The 26,336-nt window shown below is 70.5% G+C and carries 23 protein-coding genes; 14 read left to right on the forward strand and 9 right to left on the reverse strand.

The window, feature by feature from the left end; all coding sequences use genetic code 11:
* Window positions 1-15: 15 nt before the first annotated feature.
* Entirely contained in the window at window positions 16-1,359 is a 1,344-nt protein-coding gene (locus IH50_RS0102950; protein ID WP_030856869.1) for a pectate lyase family protein, read from the reverse strand.
* Between the two features lie 363 nt (window positions 1,360-1,722).
* Here IH50_RS0102950 and IH50_RS0102955 point away from each other — a divergent pair, with 363 nt between their 5' ends.
* A complete protein-coding gene (locus IH50_RS0102955) occupies window positions 1,723-2,088 on the forward strand; it encodes a PH domain-containing protein (RefSeq protein ID WP_030856872.1) in 366 nt (121 codons plus the stop codon).
* 78 nt (window positions 2,089-2,166) lie between these two features.
* Entirely contained in the window at window positions 2,167-4,101 is a 1,935-nt protein-coding gene (locus tag IH50_RS0102960; RefSeq protein ID WP_030856874.1) for a glycosyltransferase family 2 protein, read from the forward strand.
* 72 nt (window positions 4,102-4,173) lie between these two features.
* Here IH50_RS0102960 and aspS read toward each other — a convergent pair whose 3' ends face one another.
* On the reverse strand, window positions 4,174-5,937 hold the full coding sequence (gene aspS, locus IH50_RS0102965) for an aspartate--tRNA ligase (protein WP_030856875.1): 1,764 nt from the start codon (window positions 5,935-5,937) through the stop codon (window positions 4,174-4,176).
* Window positions 5,938-6,082: 145 nt separating this feature from the next.
* On the opposite strand from aspS, the gene IH50_RS0102970 reads away from it, so the two are divergent.
* Complete coding sequence (locus IH50_RS0102970) at window positions 6,083-8,233, forward strand: ATP-binding SpoIIE family protein phosphatase (protein WP_030856877.1); 2,151 nt, start codon at window positions 6,083-6,085, stop codon at window positions 8,231-8,233.
* Window positions 8,234-8,240: 7 nt separating this feature from the next.
* On the opposite strand, the gene IH50_RS0102975 is transcribed toward IH50_RS0102970, so the two are convergent.
* From IH50_RS0102975 to IH50_RS0102985, 3 genes are all read right to left on the reverse strand, one after another.
* Window positions 8,241-8,870, reverse strand: a complete 630-nt coding sequence (locus IH50_RS0102975; protein WP_030856879.1) for a hypothetical protein — start codon at window positions 8,868-8,870, stop codon at window positions 8,241-8,243.
* 90 nt (window positions 8,871-8,960) lie between these two features.
* Entirely contained in the window at window positions 8,961-9,953 is a 993-nt protein-coding gene (locus IH50_RS0102980; protein ID WP_030856881.1) for a pirin family protein, read from the reverse strand.
* 115 nt (window positions 9,954-10,068) lie between these two features.
* Window positions 10,069-10,533 (reverse strand): SseB family protein, encoded by a 465-nt coding sequence (locus IH50_RS0102985; protein ID WP_030856883.1) that lies wholly within the window; start codon window positions 10,531-10,533, stop codon window positions 10,069-10,071.
* A 172-nt stretch (window positions 10,534-10,705) separates the two neighbouring features.
* Here IH50_RS0102985 and IH50_RS0102990 point away from each other — a divergent pair, with 172 nt between their 5' ends.
* The 7 genes from IH50_RS0102990 to IH50_RS0103020 all read left to right on the forward strand — a co-directional run bounded on the left by IH50_RS0102990 (window position 10,706) and on the right by IH50_RS0103020 (window position 19,086).
* Complete coding sequence (locus IH50_RS0102990; RefSeq protein ID WP_030856885.1) at window positions 10,706-12,532, forward strand: acyl-CoA dehydrogenase; 1,827 nt, start codon at window positions 10,706-10,708, stop codon at window positions 12,530-12,532.
* Between the two features lie 128 nt (window positions 12,533-12,660).
* Window positions 12,661-13,959, forward strand: coding sequence for a M18 family aminopeptidase (locus IH50_RS0102995; RefSeq protein ID WP_030856887.1), 1,299 nt, complete (start codon window positions 12,661-12,663; stop codon window positions 13,957-13,959).
* Between the two features lie 88 nt (window positions 13,960-14,047).
* Entirely contained in the window at window positions 14,048-14,299 is a 252-nt protein-coding gene (locus IH50_RS0103000; RefSeq protein WP_030856889.1) for a DUF6458 family protein, read from the forward strand.
* 96 nt (window positions 14,300-14,395) lie between these two features.
* Window positions 14,396-14,737 carry a hypothetical protein gene (locus tag IH50_RS0103005; protein WP_030856891.1) on the forward strand — a complete coding sequence of 114 codons (342 nt, stop codon included), beginning with the start codon at window positions 14,396-14,398 and terminating at the stop codon, window positions 14,735-14,737.
* A 316-nt stretch (window positions 14,738-15,053) separates the two neighbouring features.
* Complete coding sequence (locus tag IH50_RS40700) at window positions 15,054-15,674, forward strand: hypothetical protein (RefSeq protein WP_030856893.1); 621 nt, start codon at window positions 15,054-15,056, stop codon at window positions 15,672-15,674.
* A gap of 194 nt (window positions 15,675-15,868) precedes the next feature.
* Window positions 15,869-18,196: a hypothetical protein gene (locus IH50_RS0103015; protein WP_030856895.1), complete on the forward strand. Its 2,328-nt coding sequence runs from the start codon at window positions 15,869-15,871 to the stop codon at window positions 18,194-18,196.
* 401 nt (window positions 18,197-18,597) lie between these two features.
* Window positions 18,598-19,086, forward strand: coding sequence for a hypothetical protein (locus tag IH50_RS0103020; protein WP_234328072.1), 489 nt, complete (start codon window positions 18,598-18,600; stop codon window positions 19,084-19,086).
* 16 nt (window positions 19,087-19,102) lie between these two features.
* Here IH50_RS0103020 and IH50_RS0103025 read toward each other — a convergent pair whose 3' ends face one another.
* Window positions 19,103-19,495 carry a cupin domain-containing protein gene (locus IH50_RS0103025; protein WP_030856899.1) on the reverse strand — a complete coding sequence of 131 codons (393 nt, stop codon included), beginning with the start codon at window positions 19,493-19,495 and terminating at the stop codon, window positions 19,103-19,105.
* A 51-nt stretch (window positions 19,496-19,546) separates the two neighbouring features.
* Between IH50_RS0103025 and IH50_RS0103030 the strand changes: the two genes are divergently transcribed.
* Window positions 19,547-20,551 (forward strand): GlxA family transcriptional regulator, encoded by a 1,005-nt coding sequence (locus tag IH50_RS0103030; RefSeq protein ID WP_030856901.1) that lies wholly within the window; start codon window positions 19,547-19,549, stop codon window positions 20,549-20,551.
* A complete protein-coding gene (locus IH50_RS0103035; RefSeq protein WP_030856903.1) occupies window positions 20,548-21,042 on the forward strand; it encodes an LURP-one-related/scramblase family protein in 495 nt (164 codons plus the stop codon). Before IH50_RS0103030 ends, IH50_RS0103035 begins: the two co-directional genes overlap by 4 nt.
* 13 nt (window positions 21,043-21,055) lie before the next feature.
* Here IH50_RS0103035 and IH50_RS0103040 read toward each other — a convergent pair whose 3' ends face one another.
* Complete coding sequence (locus tag IH50_RS0103040) at window positions 21,056-21,850, reverse strand: carbon-nitrogen family hydrolase (RefSeq protein ID WP_030856905.1); 795 nt, start codon at window positions 21,848-21,850, stop codon at window positions 21,056-21,058.
* 183 nt (window positions 21,851-22,033) lie between these two features.
* On the opposite strand from IH50_RS0103040, the gene IH50_RS0103045 reads away from it, so the two are divergent.
* Window positions 22,034-22,858: a maleylpyruvate isomerase family mycothiol-dependent enzyme gene (locus tag IH50_RS0103045; protein WP_030856907.1), complete on the forward strand. Its 825-nt coding sequence runs from the start codon at window positions 22,034-22,036 to the stop codon at window positions 22,856-22,858.
* A 151-nt stretch (window positions 22,859-23,009) separates the two neighbouring features.
* Here the strand turns inward: IH50_RS0103045 and IH50_RS0103050 are convergent, their stop codons facing one another.
* On the reverse strand, window positions 23,010-24,302 hold the full coding sequence (locus IH50_RS0103050) for an MFS transporter (RefSeq protein WP_030856909.1): 1,293 nt from the start codon (window positions 24,300-24,302) through the stop codon (window positions 23,010-23,012).
* Window positions 24,299-24,955: a GntR family transcriptional regulator gene (locus tag IH50_RS0103055; protein WP_030856911.1), complete on the reverse strand. Its 657-nt coding sequence runs from the start codon at window positions 24,953-24,955 to the stop codon at window positions 24,299-24,301. The genes IH50_RS0103050 and IH50_RS0103055 overlap by 4 nt, the downstream gene beginning before the upstream one ends.
* A gap of 286 nt (window positions 24,956-25,241) precedes the next feature.
* Between IH50_RS0103055 and IH50_RS0103060 the strand changes: the two genes are divergently transcribed.
* Entirely contained in the window at window positions 25,242-26,090 is an 849-nt protein-coding gene (locus tag IH50_RS0103060) for a D-alanyl-D-alanine carboxypeptidase family protein (RefSeq protein ID WP_420709005.1), read from the forward strand.
* Window positions 26,091-26,336 lie beyond the last annotated feature (246 nt).

Raw genomic sequence — 26,336 nt, forward strand, 5'->3', positions numbered from 1 at the left:
AGGGCGGCGAGGATGTCAATTGAGCACGCCCGCCCCCGTCGTCGTCGCCAGCGACGTCGGCAGGTCGCCCGCCGAGGCCTCCAGGCCCGCCGTGAGGGCCGGGGTCCAGTTGACCGTGGTCTTCAGGTCCTTGGACGAAGCGGCGTTGTAGGCGGCGACGAGGTCGGTCACCGTGCCGTTGACGAGGTTGCCGGAGCCCTTGACCGAGCCGGTGCCGTCACCGCTGAGGAGCTTGGCGGCCTTCGCGCCGGACGGCAGCTTCCAGTAGTTGTTCTCCGCGACGACCTGGGCCTTGGCGCGGGAGTTGATGCTGTACTGCGGCGCGTACCCGTTGAGGGGCGTGACGTCGTAGTAGTTGTTGTAGATGTGGATCTGGCCGATGCGGGCCAACGGGGCGCGCTGCATGATGCCCTTCCACACGTTGTGGTGGAGGGAGACGCGCAGCTTGCCGACGCTGTCGGTGTCGCTGCCGCCGATCAGCATCGTCTTGTCGTGGTTGGTGAACTGGTTGCGCGAGACGGTCACCAGGTCGGAACCCTTGGTGATGTCGAGGGCGCCGTCGTGGATCTGGTACTCGCGGCCGAAGTACTTCGGATTGGCGCTGTCGAAGTGCGGCGCGTCGGTGAACGTGTTGTGGTCCGCCCACACGTGGGTCGCACCGCGCAGGGACACCGAGTCGTAGTTGGAGTTCCAGTTGCCGTCGTCGCCGTCGGTCGGGTCCCACTGCGGGAAGCAGTCCTCGGTGGCGGCGAAGGTCAGGTTGCGGACGATGACGTTGTCCACGTTCTGGATCTGGAGCATGGCCCCGGTGAGGCCCGCGTTCGTGCCGGGCACGCCCACGATCGTCGTGTTGGCGGGGACCTTGAGGACGATGTTCTTGCCCTGCTTGGCCTGGGCGGCGGCGCGCGCTTTCTCCTGGGTGCCGGAGGGCAGCTTGGAGCGGCCGTAGGTGGCCGGGTCGTAGGCCTTGAGGTAGGCCGACAGCGAGTAGCCGGTGCCGGAGGCGTAGTCGGCGCAGGTCAGCTTCCTGCCGCTGTCGTCGGTGTTGGCGTCGATCATGCCGTTGACCTTGATGATGCGGGGCGTGGTGTCGGACACCGAGCCCAGTGCCTTCACGAGCTGCGCGCGGGTGGAGACGGTGAAGGTGTGGGCGGCGTCGGCCTTCGTGCCGCCGGTGGTGCCCGTACCGGAGGACGCCCAGCCGTCCTTCGCGGCGAGCGTCTGGTGGTACAGGTCGACGGTCCCGGCGTTGGCGTTCATCACGAAGACACCGGCGCCGGCGCCCGCGGCCACGACGGCCGCGCAGACGACGGCGGCACGACGGGAACGGAGGGACCGGCGGTGGGAACGAGCAGCCACGAGGCTTCCTTACGGGGGAGGAGCGGGGTTACGTCCTGTCAGTGGCCGCCGTCCGGCGAAGGGTTGCCGCGTGCGGAGATTTTTTCCCCGTCTTTCCCTCGTCATCGGATCCTGGGCGTCGCCGTTGAGCGGGAAGGCGTTGGTCCGCCGACGCCGGGTTCGTCGGCGAGGAGCATGACGATGCGGTCCACGCCGGGCGCGCCCCTCTCCCCACGTATCGGAGGGGAGCCGGCCGCGTAACACGCTCGCTACAGCCGGGGCCCGGGAGAGGACAAGATCTTCTCCCGGGCCCCGCCTTTTGCGAAGATCATGTGAAGACGGCCGAGATCCGGCCGTCGTCACTCACATGGGGGACTCGCTCCGATGGCACTCTTCGGCAACGCGCACACCGTCGACCCGGCCCAGGCGCAGCAGGACTACGCCCGCCTGCTGGGCCACGGCGAGCAGGTGCACGCCGCGTTCCTGCTGATCCGCGACACCATCCTGTTCACCGACCGCCGCCTGATCATGGTCGACAAGCAGGGCATCACCGGCAAGAAGGTGGAGTACCACTCCGTCCCGTACCGCAGCATCACCCACTTCGCGGTGGAGACGGCCGGCACCTTCGACCTCGACGCCGAGCTGAAGATCTGGATATCCGGTTCCCCGACCCCCCTCCAGAAGACCTTCACCAAGGGCGTCGACATCTACGAGGTCCAGGCGATCCTCACCCAGTTCGTGGCGCGGTAGCCGCCCGCACGACGCGCGCCGGCGGGCCCGGGAACCACCGTGTCCGGGCCCGGACACGGTGCGGGTAAGGTCCGGAGGATGCCAGGACTCAAGGTCAGCGTCATCGTTCCCGTCTACAACACCGGCCAGTACGTCGACGAGTGCGCGCCGTCGCTGCTCGGACAGAGCCTGCCGGCCGACGAGTACGAGGTGATCTACGTCGACGACGGGTCGACGGACGACACGCCGGCCCGGCTGGAGAAGATCGCGGCAGGACACCCGAACGTCCAGGTGCACACCCGGCCCAACTCGGGCTGGCCGGGCGCGCCGCGCAACTTCGGCATGCGGCACGCCAAGGGCGAGTACGTGCAGTTCGTCGACCACGACGACAAGCTCGGGACCGAGGCGCTGGAGCGGCTGTACGCGCACGCCAAGCGCAACGACGCCGACGTGGTGATCGGCAAGATGTCCAGCACGATGGTCCGCCCCCGGCGGCTGTTCCGGCACACGGTGGACGCCTGCACCATCGAGAACGACGAGCTGATGCAGAGCCTGTCGCCGCACAAGATGTTCCGGCGGGCCTTCGTCGAGGAGCACGGGCTGCGGTTCCCGGAGGGGCCGTGGATCCTGGAGGACCTGGCCTTCGTCACCGCCGCCTACCTGAAGGCGGAACGTATCTCGGTCCTCGCCGACTACCCCTGCTACTACTGGATGAAGCGGGACGACGGCGGCAACAACACCCGGCACCGGTTCAACCCGCGGCACGGGTTCTGGCCCAACTGCCGCACGATCGTCCGGCAGATCAAGGACGGCACCACCCCCTCCGACGACATCGACGCGCTGCAGAACCGGCTGCTGCACCGCCTGTACCACGTGGAGATCCTCTCCAGGGCCCGGGAGCCCGAGATCCTGCGCGAGGACCGGGCCGAGCAGCTGCCGCGCTTCGAGGCGGCCCGCGCGGTGGCGCTGGAGGAGTTCCCGCCGGCCGTGCGGGAGGGGCTGCCCGGGGTGTCGCGGGTCCGCGCCGAACTGCTGGAGAGCGGTGACTTCGACGGGGCGCGGGCGTTCGCCGAGCGTGTCGGCGCGGTGAAGGCGCGCGGCGTGGCCGGCCCGCTGCGGTGGGAGGACGGCTGCCTGGCCGCCGACATCACGCTGGACCTGCTGCGCGGGGACGGCGAGCCGCTGGTCCTGGTCGAGCGGGACGGCAGGTGGTGGCTGGACCCGGAGCTGCTGGACGGCGTGCCGGGTGCCGGGGACGGGTACGAGGTGCGCGATCCGTTCCGGCTGGCGTACGCGGAGATCGTGGTCAAGGACCGGGACCGGGAGGACTGGTGGTACCCGGAGGGCGACCTGGAGGTCCGGCTCGAACCGGCCGGCGACGGACGGTCCCGGCCGGTCGCGTCCGGGCGGCTGCGCATCGACCCGGAGCGGCTGTCCGGCGGCGGGCCCCTGGGGCGCGGGGTGTACGACGTGTGGGCGTTCGTCCAGCTGCTGGGCGTCGACCGGATGGTCCGGGTGACCGGTGACGGCGCCCCGGGCAGCCCGGCTGCGGGCCCGGCGCTGACCGGGGGGCGGCTCGCGCTGCCGTACTGGACGGCCGGCGGCCAGCTCGCCCTCGACCTGGACCAGCGGCAGCGCCGGTTCGGCCCCGACACGGCCGGGCCCGCCGCCGCCAACGACGCGCGTGCCGGACGGTCGCTGCCGCTGCCGTACGTGACGGCGGCGTCCGGCGGCCGGGTGCGCGTCAAGGCCGCGGTGTCCGCGCTGACGGTGACCGCCGAGCTGGTCCCCTCCGCCGACGGGACGGCGGTGCGGCTGCGCCTGCCCGACCGCCTCGGCCTCGCGGACGGACGCCACCCGGTCACCTTCCCGAAGGCGGACGCCCCGGTCGCGTACGCCGTCGTCGTCGACGGGGAGCTGCTGCGGCTGGAGGGCCCGGCCTACGCGGCCGGCACCGGGCGCCGGCTCCTCGACGCGGTCGCGGGCAACCGCCGGGCCCGGCGCGTACGGAACCGGCTGGGCCGGCGGCCCTGACCCCGCCCGGCCGCGCGCACGGCGAAGGGCCCGGAACCGGTGCCGGTTCCGGGCCCTTCGCCGTGGCCGGGGTTACTTCGGCTGGGGCTTGCGCACCGTCAGGTGCAGCTCCTTCAGCCGGGCCTCCTCCAGCTCCGTCGGCGCGCCCATCATCAGGTCCTGGGCGTTGCCGTTGAGCGGGAAGGCGATGGTCTCGCGGATGTTGGGCTCGTCGGCCAGCAGCATGACGATGCGGTCCACGCCGGGCGCGATGCCGCCGTGCGGCGGGGCGCCGAAGCGGAACGCGCGGAGCATGCCGGCGAACTTCTCCTCGACGGTCTCGCGGTCGTAGCCCGCGATCTCGAACGCCTTGAGCATGATCTCCGGCTCGTGGTTCCGGATCGCGCCCGAGGACAGCTCGACACCGTTGCAGACGATGTCGTACTGCCAGCCGAGAATGTCCAGCGGGTCCTGGGTCTCCAGGGCCTCCAGGCCGCCCTGCGGCATCGAGAACGGGTTGTGCGAGAAGTCGATCGCGCCGGTCTCCTCGTCCTTCTCGTACATCGGGAAGTCGACGATCCAGCAGAAGCGGAAGACGTTCTCCTCGAACTGGCCGGCGCGCTTGGCGGCCTCGACCCGCACCGCGCCCATGATCTTGGAGACCTCGTCGAACTCGCCCGCGCCGAAGAACACCGCGTGGCCGGGGGCCAGGGAGAGCCGCTTGGTCAGCTCCGCGACGTTCTCCTCGGTGAGGAACTTCGCGATCGGGCCGCTCAGCGCGCCGTCCTCGCCGACGCGCACCCAGGCCAGGCCCTTCGCGCCCTGGGAGACCGCGTAGTCGCCGAGCTGGTCGAAGAACTTGCGGGGCTGGCCGGAGACGTCCGGCACCGCGAGGGCGCGTACGTGCTTGCCGGCGAAGGCCTTGAACTCCGAGCCCTCGAAGACGTCGGTGACGTCGACGAGCTCCAGCTTGGCGCGCAGGTCCGGCTTGTCGGAGCCGTACTTCAGCATCGCCTCGCGGAACGGGATCCGTGGGAACGGGGACGTCACGTGACGGCCGTTGCCGAACTCCTCGAACAGCTCGGTCATGAGCTTCTCGATCGGCTGGAAGACGTCCTCCTGCTCGACGAAGCTCATCTCCACGTCGAGCTGGTAGAACTCGCCCGGCGAGCGGTCCGCGCGGGCGTCCTCGTCACGGAAGCAGGGCGCGATCTGGAAGTACCGGTCGAAGCCGGAGATCATCAGCAGCTGCTTGAACTGCTGGGGGGCCTGGGGGAGGGCGTAGAACCTGCCCGGGTTCAGGCGGGAGGGGACCACGAAGTCGCGGGCACCCTCCGGGGAGGTGGCGCTCAGGATCGGCGTCGCCATCTCGTTGAAGCCCAGCGCGGTCATCTTGTGGCGGATCGCCGAGATGACCTGCGTACGCAGCATGATGTTGCGGTGCATGCGCTCGCGGCGCAGGTCCAGGAAGCGGTACTCCAGGCGCCGCTCCTCGTTGACGCCGTCCTCGGTGTTGATCGTGAAGGGGAGCGGGGCGGCGGCGCCCAGCACCTCGACCACGGAGACCTCGACCTCGACCTCACCGGTCGGCAGCTCGGAGTTGATGTTCTCCGCGCCGCGCGAGACGACCTTGCCGTCGACGCGGACCACGGTCTCCTTGGAGAGCTTGTCCAGCGCGTCGTACGCCTCGGCGCCCGGCCGGGCCACGAGCTGCGTGATGCCGTGGTGATCGCGCAGATCGATGAAGAGGATGCCGCCCAGGTCGCGCCGATTGTGCAGCCAGCCACTCAGCCGGACGTCGGTGCCGACGTCAGAGGCGCGGAGCTCGCCGCAGGTGTGGGACCTGTACCGATGCATCGTCGTTCATCCAGCCTTCGCGGATCGGGGTCGTTGTTTCACGTGAAACTCCCCCCAAGCCTACCGGCCGGGCCGAGATCGCTTCTCCGTCATTACCGTCCGGACACAGTGGCAGCTTTCCGGATCCTCTCCATAAAGTGGTGCAATGCGCACTGGTGAGCCCCTGCCCGCCCTGGGAGACGTCCTCGCCGCCCTCGACACCGGTCTGTGGCACTGGGACACCGCGTCCGGGCTGGTCACGGTCGACGCCGTGGCGGCACGGCTGCTCGGACTCCCCGCCGAACAGGTCACCCTCACGGAGGCCCAGATCCGGTCCCGGCTGCACCCCGTCGACTGGAACGAGATCACCGGAGTGATCCAGCTCGCCGTCGTCGAGGGCACCCTCGCCGAGGTGCGCATCCGGATCATGGACGACCAGAACCGGGTCGTCCGGGTGGTGCGCAGCCGCTCCAAGCCCTCCTTCGACCGCGCCCGCAAGGCGTACGTCCTGACCGGCAGCCTCCAGGAGGTCACCGAGCCCGCCCCGGGCACACCCGCCGGGCGCAGCGCGGTCACCGGCGACTGGCGGCGCTCCCGGGAGGCGTTCCTGCTGGACGCGGGCCGGGCGCTGGCGGAGGCACGGTCGACGCAGGAGGTGCTGCGCGTCGCGGCCAACCTGTCGATGCCGGGATTCTCACCGGACGGACTGGCCGTGTTCGGCGTCGAGGGCGACCGGCTCACGATCATCGGCCACCACGGCCACGAGGCCGGCGACGACAACCCGTTCGCGTACATGCCGCTGGACACGGACTACCCGGCCGCCGAGGTGGTGCGCACGGGCCGCGCGGTCTACCTCTCCTCCCCGGAGCAGTACAAGGCCCGCTACCCGCTCACCTGGCCGCTCGCCCGGCGCTTCGGCCGCCAGTCCTGGGCCTTCCTGCCGCTGACCGCGTCCGGCCGCACGATGGGCGCCTGGCTGGCGGCCTTCGCCTACCCGGTCGCGTTCACCCCCGACGAGCGTTCCGTCCTGACCACGGTCGCCCGGATGCTGGCCCAGGCGCTGTCCCGGGCGGGCACGGCCGAGAACCAGCGGGAACTGAGCGAGGGCCTGCAGCGCACGATGCTGCCCGAGCTCGGCCGGGGTATCCCGGGCATGAGCGTCTCCGCCCGCTACATCCCCACCGGCGGCGGGCTCCAGGTCGGCGGCGACTGGTACGACATCATCCCGCTGCCCGGGGGCACCTCCCGGACGACGTCCGGGGGAGGACGGTTCGCGATGGTCATCGGGGACGTCCAGGGCCATGACGTACGGGCGGCCGGGCTGATGGGCCAGTTGCGGACGGCCCTGCGGGCCTACGCCTCCGAGGGGCACCGCCCCGACGCCGTGCTCTCCCGCGCCTCCCGCTTCCTGCACGGGATCAACGAGGCGGACCCGGTGGAGCTGCGCTTCGCGACCTGCCTGTACGTCGAGGTCGACCCGGCGACCGGCGTACTGGAGGTGGCCCGCGCCGGGCACCCGGACCCGGTGATCCGTATGGCCGACGGCACGGTGCTGGCCCGGCCGACGGCGGGCGGGCTGCCGCTGGGCGTCGCCCCGGACGCCGACTACCCCACCACCCGGCTCGTCCTGGAGTCCGGCGAGACCATGCTGATCTGCACGGACGGGCTGATCGAGACCGGCGGCCACGACCTGGGGACCGGCTGGCAGCGGCTGCGCGGCATCCTCGAGGAGCACAAGGGCACCCAGGAGGAACTGGCCGACGCCCTGGTGCAGGCGGTGCACGGCCCCTCCTCCCACCACACCACCGGCCCGCTCGCCGACCGCCGCGAGGACGACATCGCCCTGATGCTGCTGTCCCGGGAGGGCGAGGGCTGCGGCTGCGGCACGGGGCCGGACACGGTGGATCAGCCGGTGCGCCGCACGGCGCTGACGGTGGCGCAGACCGAGCCCGAGCGGGTCTCGGTGGCCCGCCGGCAACTGCGCGAACTCCTCCACGACTGGTCCTCGCCGGACCAGGTGGACTCGGCGGTGCTGCTGCTGTCGGAGATGCTCACCAACGTCCTCGTGCACACCGACGCCGACGCGCTGCTGCTCGCCGAGGTCACCGTCGGCGGCGACGGCCGCCGGATGCGCGTCGAGGTCACCGACGCCGGCGACGACCTGCCGCACATGCGCCGGCCGGGCGAGCTGGCGTCCTCCGGACGCGGCCTGCTCCTGATCGAACTCCTCGCCCACGCCTGGGGCGTCGACCCGCGCGGCAGGGGCAAGAGCATCTGGTTCGAGCTGTACGAGAAGGACGGGACCGGTCCGCGCTGAACTCCCCTCAGCGCGCGAGGGGATTGCCGTGCCCGGGCAGCCGGCCGCCCGGCACGTACCGCACCCGTCCGTTCGGCTCGGTCACCGGTGCCAGCCCGGCCGCCCGCAGCACGGCGGTCTGCTTCTCCCGGTAGCGCCGGTTGACGATGAACCCCACGGGCAGGAGGGCCATCAGCACGGCCCAGACGGCACCGACGACGACAAGCCCGGTGGTGTGCGCGCCGACCTTGACGGCGATGGCCAGGGCCAGCACGGTGAAGACGCCGCCCGACAGCGCCACCTTCTGCTTCTCGGTGTACCGAGTGGCGAGGTCGTAGCCGATGCGGGCCTTGAGCAGCTCGAACTCCTCGGGCGCGGGGCGCGGCAGCTCACCGCCGTCGGCGGCCCTCGGGTACCGCGCCCGGTTCCGCGCGGCCCGCTCCCGGGCCTCGGGAGTGGGATCGGGCACGAGCAGCATCGTGAGCCCCTTGCCCTGGGCCCCGCCCCCCTGCCGTACGTCCGCGTACTCGTATCCGAACTGCTGGGCGAAGGAGGCGAGCCGTGCGAGCTTCTTCATGGAGCCCATGGCGCTGACGACCCGTACGGGCTCCCCGCTCTCCATCTGCCGCAGCATCTTCCGTATCCGGCGCTCACCCATCGGTTCCCAGCCCCTTCCTCGACGATCCGGCCGCGTACGGACATCATCGGTCCGTACGCGGCCGGGTTCACTGCCGGAGCCGGGCAGTCTTCAGGCGTCGTCGTTGCCGACCGCGGGTCCGCCCTCCGACATGCCGTGCACGGCGGGGACCGTGCCGAGCCGGCCCTTCTGGAAGTCCTCGAAGGCCTGCTGGAGCTCGTCGCGGGTGTTCATCACGAACGGGCCGTAGTGGGCCATCGGCTCCCGGATGGGCCGTCCGCCGAGGAGGACGACCTCCAGGTCCGGGGTGTGGGAGTCCTGCTTCTCGTCCGCGCGGACGGTCAGCGAGGAGCCGGCCCCGAAGACCGCCGTCTGGCCCAGGCGGACCGGACGCCGCTCGGCGCCGACCGCGCCCTTGCCCGCCATGACGTACGCCAGGCCGTTGAAGTCCTCGCGCCAGGGCAGGGTGATCTCCGCGCCCGGCGCGAGCGTCGCGTGCACCATCGTGATCGGCGTGTGCGTGACGCCCGGACCCTCGTGGCCGTCCAGCTCACCGGCGATGACGCGCAGCAGCGCGCCGCCGTCGGGGGAGGTGAGGAGCTGGACGCTGCCGCCCCGGATGTCCTGGTAGCGCGGCGCCATCATCTTGTCCTTGGCGGGGAGGTTCACCCAGAGCTGGAGCCCGTGGAAGAGCCCGCCGGACATGACGAGCTGCTCCGGCGGCGCCTCGATGTGGAGCAGACCGCTGCCGGCCGTCATCCACTGGGTGTCGCCGTTGGTGATGGTGCCGCCGCCGCCGTGGCTGTCCTGGTGGTCGAAGATCCCGTCGATGATGTAGGTGACGGTCTCGAAGCCGCGGTGCGGGTGCCAGGGGGTGCCCTTCGGCTCCCCGGGCGCGTACTCCACCTCGCCCATCTGGTCCATCATGATGAACGGGTCGAGATGGCGGTAGTTGATCCCGGCGAACGCCCGGCGCACCGGGAAGCCCTCGCCCTCGAAACCGCTCGGCGCGGTCGTGACGGTGAGCACGGGGCGTGCCACGGCGTCGGCGGGCGCGGTCACACGGGGCAGCGTCAACGGGTTCTCGACGGTCACTGCAGGCATGTCGGTACCTCCTCGGGTACGCTCATTTTAGTTGAGCGTTGAACTTCCTGCCACCCCGAACGACGAAAGCCCGGAGGACATTCCCTCCGGGCCCGGCGTTCAGGGGTGACAGCGGTCAGCCATACATGCGGCGCATCGCGAACTCGACCATCTGCTCCACGGCCTTCGCGTCGAACACCATCCGGTGCTCGCCCTCCATGTCGAGCACGAAGCCGTACCCCGTGGGCAGCAGGTCGATCACCTCGGCGCCGGTGATCACGAAGTACTTGGACTCCTTGCCCGCGTACCGCCGCAGCTCCTTCAGCGAGGTGAACATCGGGATCACCGGCTGCTGGGTGTTGTGCAGGGCGAGGAATCCGGGGTTGTCGCCGCGCGGGCAGTAGACCTTGGAGGTGGCGAAGACCTGCTGGAAGTCCTCGGCCGCCATCTGCCCGGTGGTGAACGCGCGCACCGCGTCGGCGAGCGAGGGCGCGGACGGCTCCGGATACAGCGGCGCCTGCTGCCCGTACCCGCCCTGCATCTGCTGCTGCGGCGGGACGTAACCCTGCTGCGCCCCCGCGCTCTGGTCGTAGCCGTACATGCCGCACAGACTACTGATCCGCCGGGAGGGCTGGGTCACAGATGTCCGGATCGGGGTTGCTTCTTATTACCGACGGGTAGCATCATCGTAGCTACTTGCCGGTACGCGAATCATGTGAATCAGCCGCGAGGAGTCAGCGCCTCGCCGATACCTTTCCAACGGAGCCGTCGCCATGGGGCACTACAAGTCGAATCTCCGCGACATCGAGTTCAACCTCTTCGAGGTGCTCGGACGCGACAAGCTGTACGGCACGGGTCCGTTCGAGGAGATGGACGTCGAGACCGCGAAGAGCATCCTGGAGGAGCTCACCCGCCTCTCGGAGAACGAGCTGGCGGAGTCCTTCACCGACGCCGACCGCAACCCGCCGGTCTTCGACCCGGAGACCAGCACCGCGCCCGTCCCGGCGTCCTTCAAGAAGAGCTACCAGGCCTTCATGGACTCCGAGTACTGGCGCCTGGGCCTGCCCGAGGAGATCGGCGGCACCACCGCCCCCCGCTCCCTCATCTGGGCCTACGCCGAGCTGATCCTGGGCGCCAACCCGGCCGTGTGGATGTACTCCTCGGGCCCCGCCTTCGCCGGCATCCTCTTCGAGGAGGGCAACGAGGTCCAGAAGCACATCGCGAAGATCGCCACCGAGAGGCAGTGGGGCTCCACGATGGTGCTCACCGAGCCGGACGCCGGCTCGGACGTGGGCGCCGGCCGCACCAAGGCGGTCCAGCAGGAGGACGGCTCCTGGCACATCGAGGGCGTGAAGCGGTTCATCACCTCCGGTGAGCACGACATGTCGGAGAACATCCTCCACTACGTGCTGGCCCGCCCCGAGGGCGCCGGACCCGGCACCAAGGGCCTGTCCCTCTTCCTCGTCCCGAAGTACGAGTTCGACTTCGAGACCGGCGAGCTCGGCGAGCGCAACGGCGTCTACGCCACCAACGTCGAGCACAAGATGGGCCTGAAGGCCTCCAACACCTGCGAGATGACCTTCGGCGACCGCCACCCCGCCAAGGGCTGGCTGATCGGCGACAAGCACGACGGCATCCGCCAGATGTTCCGCATCATCGAGTTCGCCCGCATGATGGTCGGCACGAAGGCGATCTCCACGCTGTCGACGGGCTACCTCAACGCGCTGGAGTACGCCAAGGAGCGCGTCCAGGGTCCGGACCTGGCCAACTTCATGGACAAGTCGGCCCCCAAGGTCACCATCACGCACCACCCGGACGTCCGCCGCTCCCTCATGACGCAGAAGGCGTACGCGGAGGGCATGCGCGCCCTCGTCATGTACACCGCCTCCGTCCAGGACGCCATCCAGGTCAAGGAGGCGGCCGGCGAGGACGCCTCCACCGAGCACGCGCTGAACGACCTGCTCCTGCCGATCGTCAAGGGATACGGCTCCGAGAAGGCCTACGAGCAGCTCGCCCAGTCGCTGCAGACCTTCGGCGGCTCCGGCTTCCTCCAGGAGTACCCGATCGAGCAGTACATCCGGGACTCCAAGATCGACACCCTGTACGAGGGCACCACCGCGATCCAGGGCCAGGACTTCTTCTTCCGGAAGATCGTCCGCAACCAGGGCGCGGCGCTGAACTCGCTGGCCGAGGACATCAAGAAGTTCCTGGCGCTCGGCGAGGGCGGCGAGGAGCTCGGCACGGCCCGCGAGCACCTGGCCAAGGCGGCCGTCGAGCTGGAGGCCATCGTCGGCCTGATGCTCACCGACCTCGCGGCCACCGAGCAGGACGTCAGGAACATCTACAAGGTGGGGCTCAACACCACCCGCCTGCTGATGGCCTCCGGTGACGTGATCGTCGGCTACCTGCTGCTGCGCGGCGCCGCGATCGCCGCCGAGAAGCTCCCGACGGCCTCCGCCAAGGACGTCGCCTTCTACACCGGCAAGATCGCGGCGGCGAAGTTCTTCGCGGCCAACGTCCTGCCCGGCGTCACCCTGGCCCGCAAGGTCGCCGAAGGCGTCGAGCTGGACCTGATGGAGCTGGACGAGGCGGCCTTCTAGCCCCTTCCGGGACCTCCCGGGACCCTCCCGGACCTCCCCGGACAGACCCCACGAGATCCAGCCGGACCCCGCCCGAGGGCCCGCTCCCGCACCGGGAAGCGGGCCCTCGTCCTCGTTAAGGTGAACCCATGAGCGCACCCTCCCGCTTCGACCGCGGCCACACCGACGACCTGATGTCCTTCCTGGCGGCGAGCCCCACGCCGTACCACGCCGTGGCGAACGCCGCCGAGCGGCTGGAGAAGGCGGGCTTCCGGCAGGTCGCGGAGACGGACGCCTGGGACGGGTCGGCCGGCGGCAAGTACGTGCTGCGCGGTGGTGCGATCATCGCCTGGTACGTCCCCGAGGGCGCCGACGCGCACACCCCCTTCCGGATCGTCGGCGCCCACACCGACTCCCCCAATCTGCGCGTCAAGCCCCGGCCCGACAGCGGGGCGCACGGCTGGCGCCAGGTCGCCGTGGAGATCTACGGCGGGCCACTGCTCAACTCCTGGCTCGACCGCGACCTGGGCCTGGCCGGCCGGCTCTCCCTGCGCGACGGCTCCACCCGGCTGGTCAACGTCGACCGCCCCCTGCTGCGGGTCCCCCAGCTCGCCATCCACCTGGACCGCTCGGTCAACGCCGACGGCCTCAAGCTCGACAAGCAGCGGCACATGCAGCCGGTGTGGGGCATGGGCGACGACGTCCGCGACGGCGACCTGATCGCCTTCCTGGAGGAGACCGCCGGGCTCGCCTCCGGCGAGGTCACCGGCTGGGACCTGATGGTGCACTCCGTCGAAGCGCCCGCCTACCTGGGCCGCGACCGCGAGCTGGTGGCCGGCCCGCGCATGGACAACCTGCTCTCGGTGCACGCCGCCACGGCCGCGCTCGCCGCCGTGGCGGGCCGGGACTCCGGCCTCTCCCACATCCCCGTCCTCGCCGCCTTCGACCACGAGGAGAACGGCTCCCAGTCCGACACCGGCGCGGACGGCCCGCTGCTCGGCGGCGTCCTGGAGCGTTCGGTGTTCGCGCGCGGAGGATCGTACGAGGACCGGGCCCGGGCCTTCGCCGGCAGCGTCTGCCTCTCCTCCGACACCGGCCACGCCGTCCACCCCAACTACGCGGAGCGGCACGACCCGACGCACCACCCGCGCGTCGACGGCGGCCCCATCCTCAAGGTGAACGTCAACAACCGCTACGCCACGGACGGTTCCGGCCGGGTGGTCTTCGCGGCGGCCTGCGAGAAGGCGGACGTCCCGTTCCAGTCCTTCGTCTCCAACAACGCGATGCCGTGCGGCACCACCATCGGCCCGATCACCGCCGCCCGGCACGGCATCAGGACCGTCGACATCGGCGTGGCCATCCTGTCGATGCACAGCGCCCGCGAACTGTGCGGCGCGCAGGACCCGTTCCTGCTCGCGAACGCGCTGGTGGCGTTCCTCGACGGCTAGTCAACTGTCCTGCCGCCCACGGCGCATGGGCGCCGCCCGCCCGGGTACCCGGTGCACACCGGAAACACCGGACAGGGAGGCGACACTCATGGGCCTCGGCGGATGCATCATCCTCATCGCCGTGGGAGCAATCCTCACGTTCGCGACCGACTGGGACATGCAGGGTGTCAACCTTGACCTGGTCGGCGTCATCTTCATGATCGTCGGTCTGATCGGCGTCGCGACCTTCAGCAGCATCGCCCGGCGCAGGCGGGTCGTGGTACCCCCCGCCACACCGGTCGTCGACGACACCACCCGCCCGCGCACCCGCGACGGGTACAGCGACGGGTACGGGGTGTAGGGCCACCGCGGCCCGCACCCTGGACCGTTCGACCCAGGAAGGTTTTCAAGAGAACACCCACCCATCTCAGCAAGTAACTCAGTAATGTACTGAGTTATGGACTTCACCGTTATCGCGCACGCTGTAGAGGTAGATGACGGCATCAAGCTGCTCTCGATGCGCTTCATCAAGAAGTACGCGGCGCCGGACCGGCAGCGGCTGAGCGCCGAGCTTTGCGAGGAGATCGCGAAGGAACTCGACAAGCTCGGGCTCATCACGCTGCCCCGGCGGCTGCCTACGTCCGAGAACGCGTCCGTATTCGTGATCGAGAAGGACAGCGCCCTCGGTCAGACCGTGGCCGTCGCGTCAGCCCTCGCCACCCTCGACAGGCTCGGCCAGAACCCGCTCCCTTGGCTTTTCGAAAACTACTCCGAAGCGCGCACCCAATTGATCCCCTGACATCTGGACTGGATCATTTCTGACCATACGAATCCAAGTTCGATCAGGTTTCGAAATCGGCTTGGTGAGGCCCCCTCGGATCAGTAGTTTTATCGGTGCGCGAAGCGAGGCGCCTGCAACGCGCGAGCACCGCCGTTGCAGCGGAGGCTCCCCGACATCCTTTGCCACGCAATGGAGTTGAGCCTTGAACGCTTCTGAGAAGCACTCTGCCACCCCCGCCGCCGGCGGCGGGAAGGATCGCATACCCCATACATTCACGAAAGCGAATAACCCGCCCCGAAGCGTCTATGTCGTCGCCCTGTCCGGCGGCCCGGACATGGCCGTCGCCGGTTTGCTCCAGATGTCGTACGAGGCTCTGGAGTCGAAGGACCCGGTCAGTACGTGGGACGAGTTCCGCGAGGAGCTGTACGCGGACCCCGCGCTGAACGTCAGACGTGGTGACACGCTCCGCGCGAGGAAGCTCGCGGCCGGACAGGGCAGGCCGCGCCTCACATCGATCCAGCGCGGTCCGAGCCGGGCCGAGCAGTGGGGTTATCGGCATGTCCTGCGGCGCGGGCTGAAGGTCATCGCCCGGTTGCCCGGGACCACGGTCGGCACCGCTCTCGGAGCCGGGACGAGTACCGCCGCGACGACCGCGGCCCTCCTCGAAGGGCTGTCGTCCCGCCACCGCGAGGACGGATCGGCCGCCCTGGTGCTCATCCGCGCCCACACGAGCGTCACCCACTGGTACGAGCTCACCCCCCGCCCGGCCCCGACAGCCCCGGACCTGCTCCAGGGCCCGCCGTATGCCCTGACCGCCGCGGACGGCCTGCTGGAGGCCGCCGAGTTCGTCGCGTACTGCGCGTACCAGCACCACGCCCGGTTTCACAACCGCCGGTTCCTGTGGGAGTGGTTTCCCGAGCTGCTCCCGGGCGCCCTGTGCCCCCTCCGGATCTGACGCCCGCCGCGTTCGACGAGCGTCACCGGCCGAGCATCGGGCCGACGCCGGAGGAGACTCCGGCCGTCGTCCCCGGCTGCCCGGCGCCGGAGTTTCCTCCAGGCGGTGGGCCTGTGCGGTCCACCCCTGTCACTTCCCGTCCCCTTGGCCTCGCCGGCCTGCCCTGTCCGTTCCCGTACCCGGAGGTCTCACCCATGCCCGTTCACGCCCCCCGCTCCTTCACCGTGCAGTGGGGTTCCGAATCCGTACTGGTGTCCAACGTCGAGCCCGAGTTGCCGGTCGCGACCGCGGACGCGGACCTCACGAAGGTGGTCGAGGCGGGCCGGGCCAACCCGGTGACGCTGCTGCCGGAAGCCGCCTGGCAGGCCGTCGCCCGCGCCACGACCAGCCCCGACGGCGTCGCGGTGCAGCTGCGGCCCACCGCCGCCGAGCCCGCCGGACTGCTGATGGTGGAGAACGTCGACGGCGCGACCCTGCGTTCGGTCGTCACCCGCGTCCACCTCAGTGAGATGCTCCCCGGCATCCAGCCTCGCACCGGGATGGAGGTCATGGAGATCCCGGACCCCCAGGTCCAGGGGCTCACGGACGCCGACCGCCCCTGCGCCATCGTGCGCTACCGGTACCAGAACCCCACCCACCTGCGGAACCATGTGTGGCAGACCATCCACGGCACGCTGTCGCTCAACAGCTACGCACCTTCCATCCTGGCCCGTAAGGTCACTCGTAACCTCATCGCACACCCCGTCGAGATCACCTTCGAGGACGGCACCGAGTCCTTCCACGCCCTCGTCGTACGGGACGGCATCACCCGGCTCGCGAGCGCCTGGTCCGTCCTCGCCGGGCCGGACGCGGACGCGGCGGAAACCGCCGAGCTCGCGGTGGACTCTCTCTTCGGCAAGAACATCACCGTAACGGCGGCGCAGGGCGGCAGCCCGTTCGGGCAGCGCCTTGCCGCAAGCCGGGAGAAGTGGCGCCGGACACTCCGGGAGGAGTTCGCCCGGGGCATCGCCGAGCAGCAGCCCGGGACGCGCACCGCCCAGATCGCCCAGACCTCCGTCCTCCCGGCCCAGATCGCCGTCGGAGCGGAGGGGCACCCCGGGCACCTGCTGGCCGCCGAGGACATCTTCGACGACGCGATCCGCTCCGTACTGGCCTCGGTGCACGTCGAGTTCAAGCAGTGGGACACGGCCGCCCAGAACGTCGAGGTCGCCACGCGTGCCCTCAAGCGCGTGATCCAGCTCGGTGACTCCCTGGTGCCCAAGGACGATCTCCAGACCGTCTACGGTCTGGCCGTCGGCCGCATCCCCGTGGAGGAGCTGCCGAGGGTGTTCGCCGGCGACGCAGGCTCCGAGCCTCCCGGCACCGCCCTGTGGCGCAGCGTCTACCTGGTGCACGCCCTGACCCGGCCGGAGCTGCTGGAGCCCTTGAAGGACCAGGCCAAGGCCATCAAGGGGGGCAAGCGCATGGGCCTGAAGGGATTCGCGGAACTGCTCGGTCCGCTGATCGACCTGCCGTGGCGCTCGCACAAGAAGCACGTCACCACCCAGGCGCGCAACGCCTGGAACAACGGCGGTGTCCTGACCTCCGACGTCATCCAGGAGTGGGAGCCGTGCCCCACGGACGACTTCACGAGCCTGGTGAAGCCCGCCCTGGCCGGTGACACCGACGCACGCTGCACCCTGGCCGTGGCCGGAGGCGTGGCGCTGATCGCCGACAAGCTCCTGACCCGGAACGTCGGTTCGGCCCTCATGGCCGCCAAGGAGAAGGGCGGCGTCCCGTTCCGCGCCGACGTCAACCAGGTCGTCGAGGACTTGTCCCAGCAGCACAACGAGCTGGGACTGTGGACCCTCGCGCTGGCCGCGAACCGGTTCCGCAGCGACGCCCTGCCGGAGAACGCCGTGACGATGCGCCAGCTCATCCACAAGCAGAAGACAGGAGGCGCTCCCGGCACGCCGTACGTGCACTTCAAGGTCGACCTGGACAGCCCCGACCTGATCGAGCGTGATGCCGACGGGGTGCCCGTGACGCTGTACCAGTGGGACGTCGTCTGGGCCTCGAACCCGGAACGCGCCCTCAAGGCGCATCCCCCGAAGGCACCCCTCGTTCCGCGCCCGTCGGGCCCGGTGACCGGCTCGGCGCCGGAGGCCGCCGGAAGTGGATCCGCGGAGGCAGACGGGAGTACGCCGGGCGGGGCCCACGACGACACGGACCCCGGCACGAGCGCCCCGTCCCCGGACCCGGACGGACCGCACGAGGCGCACCGGCCCGCCAGCCAGCGCGCCGCCGAACACCGGCTGGTCCTGCGGCAGAGCATCACGGACGCCCGGGACTCCCTCGACCGGCTGCTCCTCCTCGAACCAGAGGTCGGCAACCACACCCCCATCGTCCCGGTGGGCGTCCTGGACGAGCTCCACATGCTGCTCATCGGCCTGCAGACGGACGTGGAGAACCTGCGCCGGAGGGCCACCCGGGAAGAGACGGTGCCGGAGGACGAGGAGGATCCGGAGGAAGGGGGGGCATGAGCTCCCGCCGTGCCTGGTCCGTGCGCATGAGGACCAGCAGCCCTTGCCGGTCGGCTCGGAGACTCGGGCGCGGGCGCGTCGGCAGGGTGGGAACGTGAGGACGGCGTCGTTCATACTTCGAACCTGCCGACCGCGTACGAGGGCCGGGATCGTACACGTGTGACACGGGCAAGGGGGCGACGGTTGACCGCGAACGGGAACGGGACCACCGAGGACGGAACGGCGCGGGAGTTCCAGGCACTACCGGGACGCACGGAGGACCGGTGGGAAGCGTTCGCCAGGCGTCTGACAGCCGTGGTCCGGCTCCTCGGGCTGGATGTCCCCCGGTGCCGGATCCCTCTGACCGATGGACTTGGGAGCGCCGCGTCCGGACCGCGTTGCGTGAAGCCTGCCGCCGAGGCGTGGACCTGCCCGAGGATGCTTTCGACGTGCTGATCGAGGCGGCCGTCCACGATCCCGATCCGAGCTTCAACCGTCAGTTCGTCGAGCCGGCGCTGAACGCGTTCGGGCAGCGCCGCGTCCAGGCCGCGCTGCTCGACTGCCTGCGAACGGGCACGAATGCCGATCGGGCGGGTGCCGCGCGGGCCTGGTACTGGTCGGCCCTGCCCGCGCGGATGCCCCTCGTACGGGCGGAGGACCCCGACGCCGCCGAGCGGGCGGAACCCGATGAGGACGCAGACATCCCGGCCGAGTGGCGGGATGCCGCGCTGCGTGAGTTCGTGAGCAACGAGCACCTGGACGTCCGGCGTTGTCTCCTTCCCGGACTGCCCCTGCGGAAGTCGGCCCATCCGCCTGAGCTGCACGACCTGGTGGACACGGCGGTGAGGATCGCCCGATCCCATCCGGACGCGTACATCCGCCACCGCGTGGAACACCAGGTCGGCGGCTGACACCCCGCACCACCGGTCAGCCGAGCGCGTGCCCGGTCGTCGTGTCCACGTGGGCCGGGACCTCGTCGTGGCGGTCGCCGGTGGTGAGGGTGCCGGTGGGCTCGAAGAGGAGGATGGCGGTGGGGACGAGGGCGTGCGGCTTGTGCTCGGTGCCGCGGGGGACCGTGAACACGGAGCCCTTCGGGAGGACGACCGTGCGCTCGCAGGCCGGCTCGCGCAGCGAGATGTGCAGTTCGCCGTCGAGGACGAGGAAGAACTCGTCGGTGTGGTCGTGCGCGTGCCAGACGTGCTCGCCCTCCACCTTGGCGACGCGTACGTCGTAGTCGTTGACGGCGGTGACGATGCGGGGGCTCCACCGCTCCGTGAAGGAGTCGAGGGCGCGGTCGAGGGAGACGGGTTCCTGTGCCATGCCGTCAGCGTCGTCGATGCGCCGGCACCGGGCCAGTGCTAGAAATCGCGCATGCCGCAAGGATCCTCTCAGTCCCCGCGCACCCACCGCGTCGCCGTGATCGTCGACGAGGGCACCAACCCGTTCGAGGTCGGTGTGGCCACCGAGCTGTTCGGGCTGCCCCGGCCCGAACTGGGCATGCCGTGTGCGCCCTACCGGGTGACGTTGTGCACGCCCACGCCGGAGGTGCCCATGAACCATGGGTTCTTCACGATGACCGGGGTGGCCGGGCTGGATGCCGTGGACGACGCCGACACCCTCGTCGTGCCCGGGCGGCCGGACAACGTCGTACCGCGCGGAGAGGCGGTCCTCGACGCGATCCGGCGCGTCCACGCGCGGGGCGCCCGTCTCGTCAGCTTCTGCACCGGCACCTTCGCCCTCGCCGAGGCGGGTCTGCTCGACGGGCGCCGCGCCGCGACGCACTGGATGTGGGTGGACGCCTTCCGGGAGCTGCACCCGAAGGTGCTGCTGGAGCCGGATGTGCTGTTCGTGGACGACGGGGACGTCCTCACCGCCGCGGGCAGCTCCGCCGCGCTGGACCTGGGGCTGCACCTGTGGCGCCGGGACCACGGGGCCGAGACCGCCAACGCGGTCTCCCGGCGCCTGGTGTTCGCCGCGCACCGGGACGGCGGACAGCGGCAGTTCGTGGAGCGTCCGGTTCCGGCCGTGCCGGACGAGTCGTTGGGACCGTTGCTGGCGTGGGCGCAGGCACGGCTGGCCGAACCGCTGGCGGTGGCGGACCTGGCGGCGCGGGCGGCGGTGAGCCCGGCCACCCTGCACCGGCGGTTCCGCGCGCAGCTCGGCACGACGCCGCTCGCGTGGCTGACCGGTGAGCGCGTGGCGCTGGCGTGCCGGCTCATCGAGCGGGGAGAGCGGCGGCTGGACGTGGTGGCCGCGCGCAGCGGCCTGGGGACGGCGGCGAACCTGCGGGCGCGGCTGCGGCGCGGGACGGGACTCAGCCCGTCGGCCTACCGGCGGCGTTTCGGAACGCCCGGCGGGGAAGCCCTCGTGCCATGAGATTCCTTGTGCGGGACCGGATCCTCGGGATCGGGGACGACTACTGGATCGAGGACGACCGGGGGAACCGGGTCTTCCTCGTCGACGGCAAGGCCATGCGGCTGCGGGACACCTTCGAGCTGAAGGACACCGAGGGCCGCGTCCTCATCGACATCCGCCAGAAGATGTTCGCCCTGCGGGACACCATGGTGATCGAGCGCGGCGGGGAGCCGCTGGCGACCGTCCGGCGCAAACGGCTGTCGCTGCTGCGCAACCACTACCGGGTGGCGCTGGCGGACGGCGGCACCGAACTGGACGTCAGCGGCCGGATCCTCGACCGGGAGTTCGCCGTCGAGTACGACGGCGAACTGCTCGCCGTGATCTCCCGGCGGCTGCTGAGCCTGCGGGACACCTACGCCGTCGACGTCGTGCGCGAGGACGCGGACCCGGCGCTGCTGATCGCGGTGGCGGTGTGCGTGATCAACCTGGCGGAGAAGGAGCGGGAGGACTAGGCCCCCGCCCCGGTCAGCCGCGGGGGCGGTCCAGGCCCAGGACGCGGTCCTTGAGGGCCGGGAAGCGGTCGCGGGTGCCCGCCACCGTGGCCGGGTCGAAGTCGACCGTGAGGACCTGCTCGCCGGGGCCCGCCTCGGCCAGGACCTCGCCCCACGGATCCACCACGATCGAGTGACCCGCCTGCGGAACCCCCGCGTGGGTCCCGGCCGTTCCACAGGCGAGGACGAACGCCTGGTTCTCCACCGCCCGTGCCCGGGCCAGGAGCGTCCAGTGGGACCGGCGGCGCTCCGGCCAGCCCGCCGGGACGACGAGGGTCTCGGCACCGGCGTCGACGAGACCGCGGAAGAGTTCGGGGAAACGGAGGTCGTAGCAGGTCGCCACACCGACGACGGTGTGCGGCAGACGGACCGTCACCAGTGCGTCGCCCGCCCCCATCAGCACGGCCTCGCCCTTGTCGAAGCCGAAGCGGTGGATCTTGCGGTAGGAGGCGGCCAGGTCCCCGGAGGGGGAGAAGACGAGGGAGGTGTTGTAGAGGGTGCCGTCAGGGGCACGCTCGGGGATCGAGCCCGCGTGCAGCCACACGCCCGCGTCGCTCGCGGCCTTGGCCATCGCCTCGAAGGTCGGCCCTTCGAGGGGTTCCGCCTCACTGCCGAACCGCTCGTACGCGAACGCGCCCGTGGTCCACAGCTCCGGCAGCACGACGAGATCGGCCCCGGCCTGATCCCGTACCGTCCCGGCGACCCGCAACCGACGCGATTCGACCGATTCGTCCTCGTTCACGGCGACTTGGAGCAAGGAAGCGCGCACACTACCACCGTCCTGGCATTCGACCCGCGCACACGGGCCTACGATCGTCACACGAAAGCACTGCCGGGGTGCCTCACAGCAGCGTAACTTAGCGTCCCGAGACACCCGCCGAGTGCAGCCACCGCCCACTGGCACCGCCGCCACAACCTGCCCGTGTACCGACCGCCGAGGGGTCCCGTTTCCGTGAGCCTGCATCCCACCCTCCAGCCCTACGCCGACGCCTGGACCCACTCCATCGAGGCGATATCCGAGCTGGTGCAGCCGCTCCCGGAGGCCGACTGGAACCGGCGGACGCCGTGCCCGGGCTGGTCGGTCCGCGACATCGTCTCGCACGTCATCGGCCTGGACTCCGAGATGTACGGCGACCCCCGCCCCATCCACACCCTGCCGCGCGACCTGTTCCACGTCACCAACGACCACCAGCGGTACATGGAGATGCAGGTCGACGTGCGCCGCCACCACACGGCGCCGGAGATGACCTCCGAGCTGGAACTCATGATCATCCGCCGCAACCGTCAGCTGCGGAACGAGAACCGCGCGCCCGGCGCCACGGTGCGCGGACCGCTCGGCACGGAGCTGACGCTGGAGGAGTCCATGCGCCGGCACGCCTTCGCCGTGTGGGCGCATGAACAGGACCTGCGCACGGCCCTCGGCCGCCCCGGCAACCTCGACTCCCCCGGCGCGTACATCGCCCGTGACGTGCTGCTCGCCGAGCTGCCGCGCGTGGTCGCCGAGCTGGCGCAGGCACCGCGCAGCTCGGCCGTGGTCATCGACGTCCACGGTCCGGTGGAGTTCCTGCGCACCATCCGCGTCGACATCCAGGGCCGGGGCACCCTGGAAACGGCCCCGGCCCTCGGCCCGGCCGCCTCCCTCGCCCTCGACTGGGAGACCTACGTCCGCCTGGCCTGCGGCCGGGTGACGGCGGAAGCGGTGACGGACCGGGTGAAGACGGAGGGCGACCCGGACCTGGCGGCGGCGATCCTCCGCTACTTCGCGGTCACGCCGTAAAAGTCGCGGGCAATCGTGCCTCCCCCAGTGCCTTATGGGCCTGGGAGGTACCCCCAGCGGCACGGGTGGGCTGGGGGTACTCCCTCTGGGGGAGGCACCCGGCAAGCGCCGGCCGCGCGACCCACCCCCGCCCAGCAGCGACACCGGGCGCCTACACAGGCACGTGCACCGAACTCACCCGGCTCGCGACCAACCGCTCCCGCTCCCTGCGCACCGCCCGCCTCCGCAACCGCAGAATCTGGGTGACACCCAACACCTGCAGCACGAACACGGCCGAGAAGGCGACGGCATAGTCGTCCCCCGTCGCATCCAGCAGCACCCCGACCGCGAGCAGCGTCGTCATGGAGGCCACGAAGCCCCCCATGTTCGTGATCCCCGACGCCGTCCCCTGCCGCTCGGCCGGATTCGCCGGCCGCGCGAAGTCGAACCCGATCATCGACGCCGGCCCGCAGGCCCCCAGCACCACGCACAACACCACCAGCAGCCACATCGGCGCCGTGTCCGCCGGCCAGACCAGCGTCGCGGCCCACAGCACCGCCGTCGCCCCCACCGTCCCCAGCGCCAGCGGCAGCCGCGCCTCGTGACGCCGGGCGATGATCTGGCCGTAGACGAGCCCGAAGGCCATGTTGGACAGCACGACGAGGGTCAGCAGCTCGCCGGCGACCGCCCGCGACAGCCCCTGCGCCTCCACCAGGAACGGCATCCCCCACAGCAGCAGGAACACCATCGCCGGGAACTGGGTCGTGAAGTGCACCCACAGCCCCAGCCGCGTCCCCGGCTCCCGCCAGGAGGCGGCGATCTGACGGCGTATGTAAGCGGCCCCCTGGTGCGGCACCGGCTCCGGTTCGTACCCCTCGGGATGGTCCTTGAGGAAGAACAGGAGCAGCACGAACACCACGACACCGGCCAGCGCGCTCCCCGCGAACGCCGCCGTCCAGCCGACGCCGTGCAGCAGCCGTGCGATGACCAGCGTGGAGACGAGGTTTCCGGCCATTCCGGCCAGCCCCGCCATCTGCGCGATCAGCGGCCCGCGCCGGGCCGGGAACCACCGGGTGCCCAGCCGCAGCACGCTGATGAACGTCATCGCGTCACCGCAGCCGAGCAGGGCCCGAGAGGCGAGCGCCATGCCGTACGACGGGGAGAACGCGAAGCCGAGCTGCCCGGCCGTGAACAGCACCACGCCGATGCCCAGCACCTTCTTGGTGCCGAGCCGGTCGACCAGCAGTCCGACGGGGATCTGCATGCCCGCGTAGACCAGCAGCTGGAGGATGGAGAAGGTGGACAGGGCGGAGGCGCCCACGTCGAAGCGGTCGGCGGCGTCGAGGCCGGCCACCCCCAGCGACGTACGGAAGATGACGGCGACGAAGTAGACCGAGACGCCGATCCCCCACACGGCGAGGGCGCGCCGTCCGCCGGGAGGATCCCCGGGCAGCGTGCCGCTCATCGCACCTCGCCCCGGGCCAGGTGGGAGAACCAGCCGACGTGCCGGTGCACGACCCCGACGGCAGCCTCCGCGTCGCCGGAGCGCAGCGCCTGGAGGATCTCCCCGTGCTCGGCGAGGGTCTTGGCGATCCGGTCGGGGTGGGAGTGCATCACGGCGACGCCCATCCGGAGCTGGCGGTCGCGGAGCTGGTCGTAGAGGCGGGAAAGGATCTCGTTGCCACCGCTGCGGACGATCTCGGCGTGGAAGCACCGGTCGGTGACGGAGGCCGCGGCGAAGTCACCGGCCGCGGCCTGCTCCTTCTGCCGGGCGAGCAGCTCCTCGAGGCGCTCGATGAGACCGGGCGGCGCGGGTACGGCCTTCCGGGCGGCGTGCTCCTCGACGAGCAGCCGGGTCTCGACGACGTCGGCGATCTCCTGCGCGGAGACGGGCAGGACGAGGGCGCCCTTCTTCGGGTAGAGCTTGAGCAGCCCTTCGGCCTGCAGCCGCAGCAGCGCCTCGCGCACGGGGGTCCGCGAGACCCCCACGGCCTCGGCCAGCTCGCCTTCGGTGAGCAGCGTCCCGCCCTCGTAGCGGCGGTCCAGTACGCCCTGCTTGACGTGGGTGTAGACGCGGTCGGCGGCGGGGGGTTGCTTCACGGGGGCCATGCTGGTCATGCGGACAGGATAGATACAACACGCACGCATGGAAGAATCCATCCACGATGCGGACTCCGATACGGGTTCGGATACAGGCTCCGACCCGGACCCGGACCCGGAGAAGTCGGAAGCGACCCCCGATCCACGCACAACCATCCGCACACGTCACGAGTCAGACAGGCGCGGCCCCTTTATGGCCGCGCCTCAACTTGGCCGCAGGGTAAGGCCATTCCAGGTAATCGGGGTATTCGACTTGAAGATCGACATTCAGGGCTTCCGTGTCCGCAGAGCCGTCGGCGTCGCCATGACCACCGGCGCCGTACTCGCCTCCGGGGCCCTCTACGCCGCGCCCGCGCAGGCCGCCGCCGCGCCGTCCATCGTCGCCAAGGGCGGCTTCGTGATGAACAACGCGAACGGCAAGTCGCTGTACACGAAGGCGGCGGACACACGCCGTTCGACCGGCTCGACGACGAAGATCATGACCGCGAAGGTGGTGCTGGCGCAGAAGAACCTGAACCTCGACACCAAGGTCACGATCCAGAAGGCGTACAGCGACTACATCGTGAAGAACAACGCCTCGTCGGCGCGGCTGATCGTCGGTGACAAGGTCACCGTGCGCCAGCTCCTGTACGGGCTGATGCTGCCGTCCGGCTGCGACGCGGCGTACGCGCTGGCGGACAAGTTCGGCTCGGGCTCGACGCGTGCGGCCCGCGTGAAGTCGTTCATCGGCAAGATGAACTCCGAGGCGAAGAAGCTGGGCCTGAAGAACACCCACTTCGACTCCTTCGACGGCATCGGGAACGGCAGCAACTACTCGACGCCGCGCGATCTGACGAAGATCGCGAGCAGCGCGATGAAGAGCTCCACGTTCCGCTCGATCGTGAAGACGAAGAAGTACACGGCGAAGACCAAGACGAAGACGGGCAGCACCCGCACGATGGCGCCGTGGACCAACACGAACACGCTGCTCAGCAGCTACAGCGGCACGATCGGCGTGAAGACCGGCTCGGGCCCGGAGGCCAAGTACTGCCTGGTCTTCGCCGCGACCCGCAACGGCAAGACGGTCATCGGCACGGTCCTCGCCTCCTCCTCCGCCACCCAGCGCGAGAAGGACGCCAAGAAGCTCCTGGGCTACGGCTTCGGCAAGATCTGACACCACCGAACCGGGAAGGGGCCCACCCGCACGGGTGGGCCCCTTCCGTATGCCTCGCACGGCCTTCGGCATGGGGCCACGAAAGATGTCCGAGACCGTGACTGGAAGTCACGGTCTCAGCGTTTACGCAGGTGGGAACGGTGCTGAGAAATGTCGTCGTGCCGCCGGTCCCGCCCGCCCCGGACACTCGCCCTACACGTCGTCATAAGCCGGCACAGCGGCTTTCCTTCACGTTCGCTCGCAGTC

The sequence above is a fragment of the Streptomyces sp. NRRL S-37 genome, assembly GCF_000721605.1.
Taxonomy (GTDB): domain Bacteria; phylum Actinomycetota; class Actinomycetes; order Streptomycetales; family Streptomycetaceae; genus Streptomyces.

Coding starts and splice junctions, on each gene's coding strand:
- IH50_RS0103035 (WP_030856903.1), top strand. CDS start 20,548: ATGAGATTCCTTGTGCGGGACCGGATCCTCGGGATCGGGGACGACTAC.
- IH50_RS0102990 (WP_030856885.1), top strand. CDS start 10,706: ATGGGGCACTACAAGTCGAATCTCCGCGACATCGAGTTCAACCTCTTC.
- IH50_RS0102975 (WP_030856879.1), bottom strand. CDS start 8,870: ATGGGTGAGCGCCGGATACGGAAGATGCTGCGGCAGATGGAGAGCGGG.
- IH50_RS0102980 (WP_030856881.1), bottom strand. CDS start 9,953: ATGCCTGCAGTGACCGTCGAGAACCCGTTGACGCTGCCCCGTGTGACC.
- aspS (WP_030856875.1), bottom strand. CDS start 5,937: ATGCATCGGTACAGGTCCCACACCTGCGGCGAGCTCCGCGCCTCTGAC.
- IH50_RS0103060 (WP_420709005.1), top strand. CDS start 25,242: ATGACCACCGGCGCCGTACTCGCCTCCGGGGCCCTCTACGCCGCGCCC.
- IH50_RS0102955 (WP_030856872.1), top strand. CDS start 1,723: ATGGCACTCTTCGGCAACGCGCACACCGTCGACCCGGCCCAGGCGCAG.
- IH50_RS40700 (WP_030856893.1), top strand. CDS start 15,054: ATGGCCGTCGCCGGTTTGCTCCAGATGTCGTACGAGGCTCTGGAGTCG.
- IH50_RS0103030 (WP_030856901.1), top strand. CDS start 19,547: ATGCCGCAAGGATCCTCTCAGTCCCCGCGCACCCACCGCGTCGCCGTG.
- IH50_RS0103055 (WP_030856911.1), bottom strand. CDS start 24,955: ATGACCAGCATGGCCCCCGTGAAGCAACCCCCCGCCGCCGACCGCGTC.
- IH50_RS0103000 (WP_030856889.1), top strand. CDS start 14,048: ATGGGCCTCGGCGGATGCATCATCCTCATCGCCGTGGGAGCAATCCTC.
- IH50_RS0103015 (WP_030856895.1), top strand. CDS start 15,869: ATGCCCGTTCACGCCCCCCGCTCCTTCACCGTGCAGTGGGGTTCCGAA.
- IH50_RS0103025 (WP_030856899.1), bottom strand. CDS start 19,495: ATGGCACAGGAACCCGTCTCCCTCGACCGCGCCCTCGACTCCTTCACG.
- IH50_RS0102985 (WP_030856883.1), bottom strand. CDS start 10,533: ATGTACGGCTACGACCAGAGCGCGGGGGCGCAGCAGGGTTACGTCCCG.
- IH50_RS0103005 (WP_030856891.1), top strand. CDS start 14,396: ATGGACTTCACCGTTATCGCGCACGCTGTAGAGGTAGATGACGGCATC.
- IH50_RS0103050 (WP_030856909.1), bottom strand. CDS start 24,302: ATGAGCGGCACGCTGCCCGGGGATCCTCCCGGCGGACGGCGCGCCCTC.
- IH50_RS0102970 (WP_030856877.1), top strand. CDS start 6,083: ATGCGCACTGGTGAGCCCCTGCCCGCCCTGGGAGACGTCCTCGCCGCC.
- IH50_RS0102960 (WP_030856874.1), top strand. CDS start 2,167: ATGCCAGGACTCAAGGTCAGCGTCATCGTTCCCGTCTACAACACCGGC.
- IH50_RS0102995 (WP_030856887.1), top strand. CDS start 12,661: ATGAGCGCACCCTCCCGCTTCGACCGCGGCCACACCGACGACCTGATG.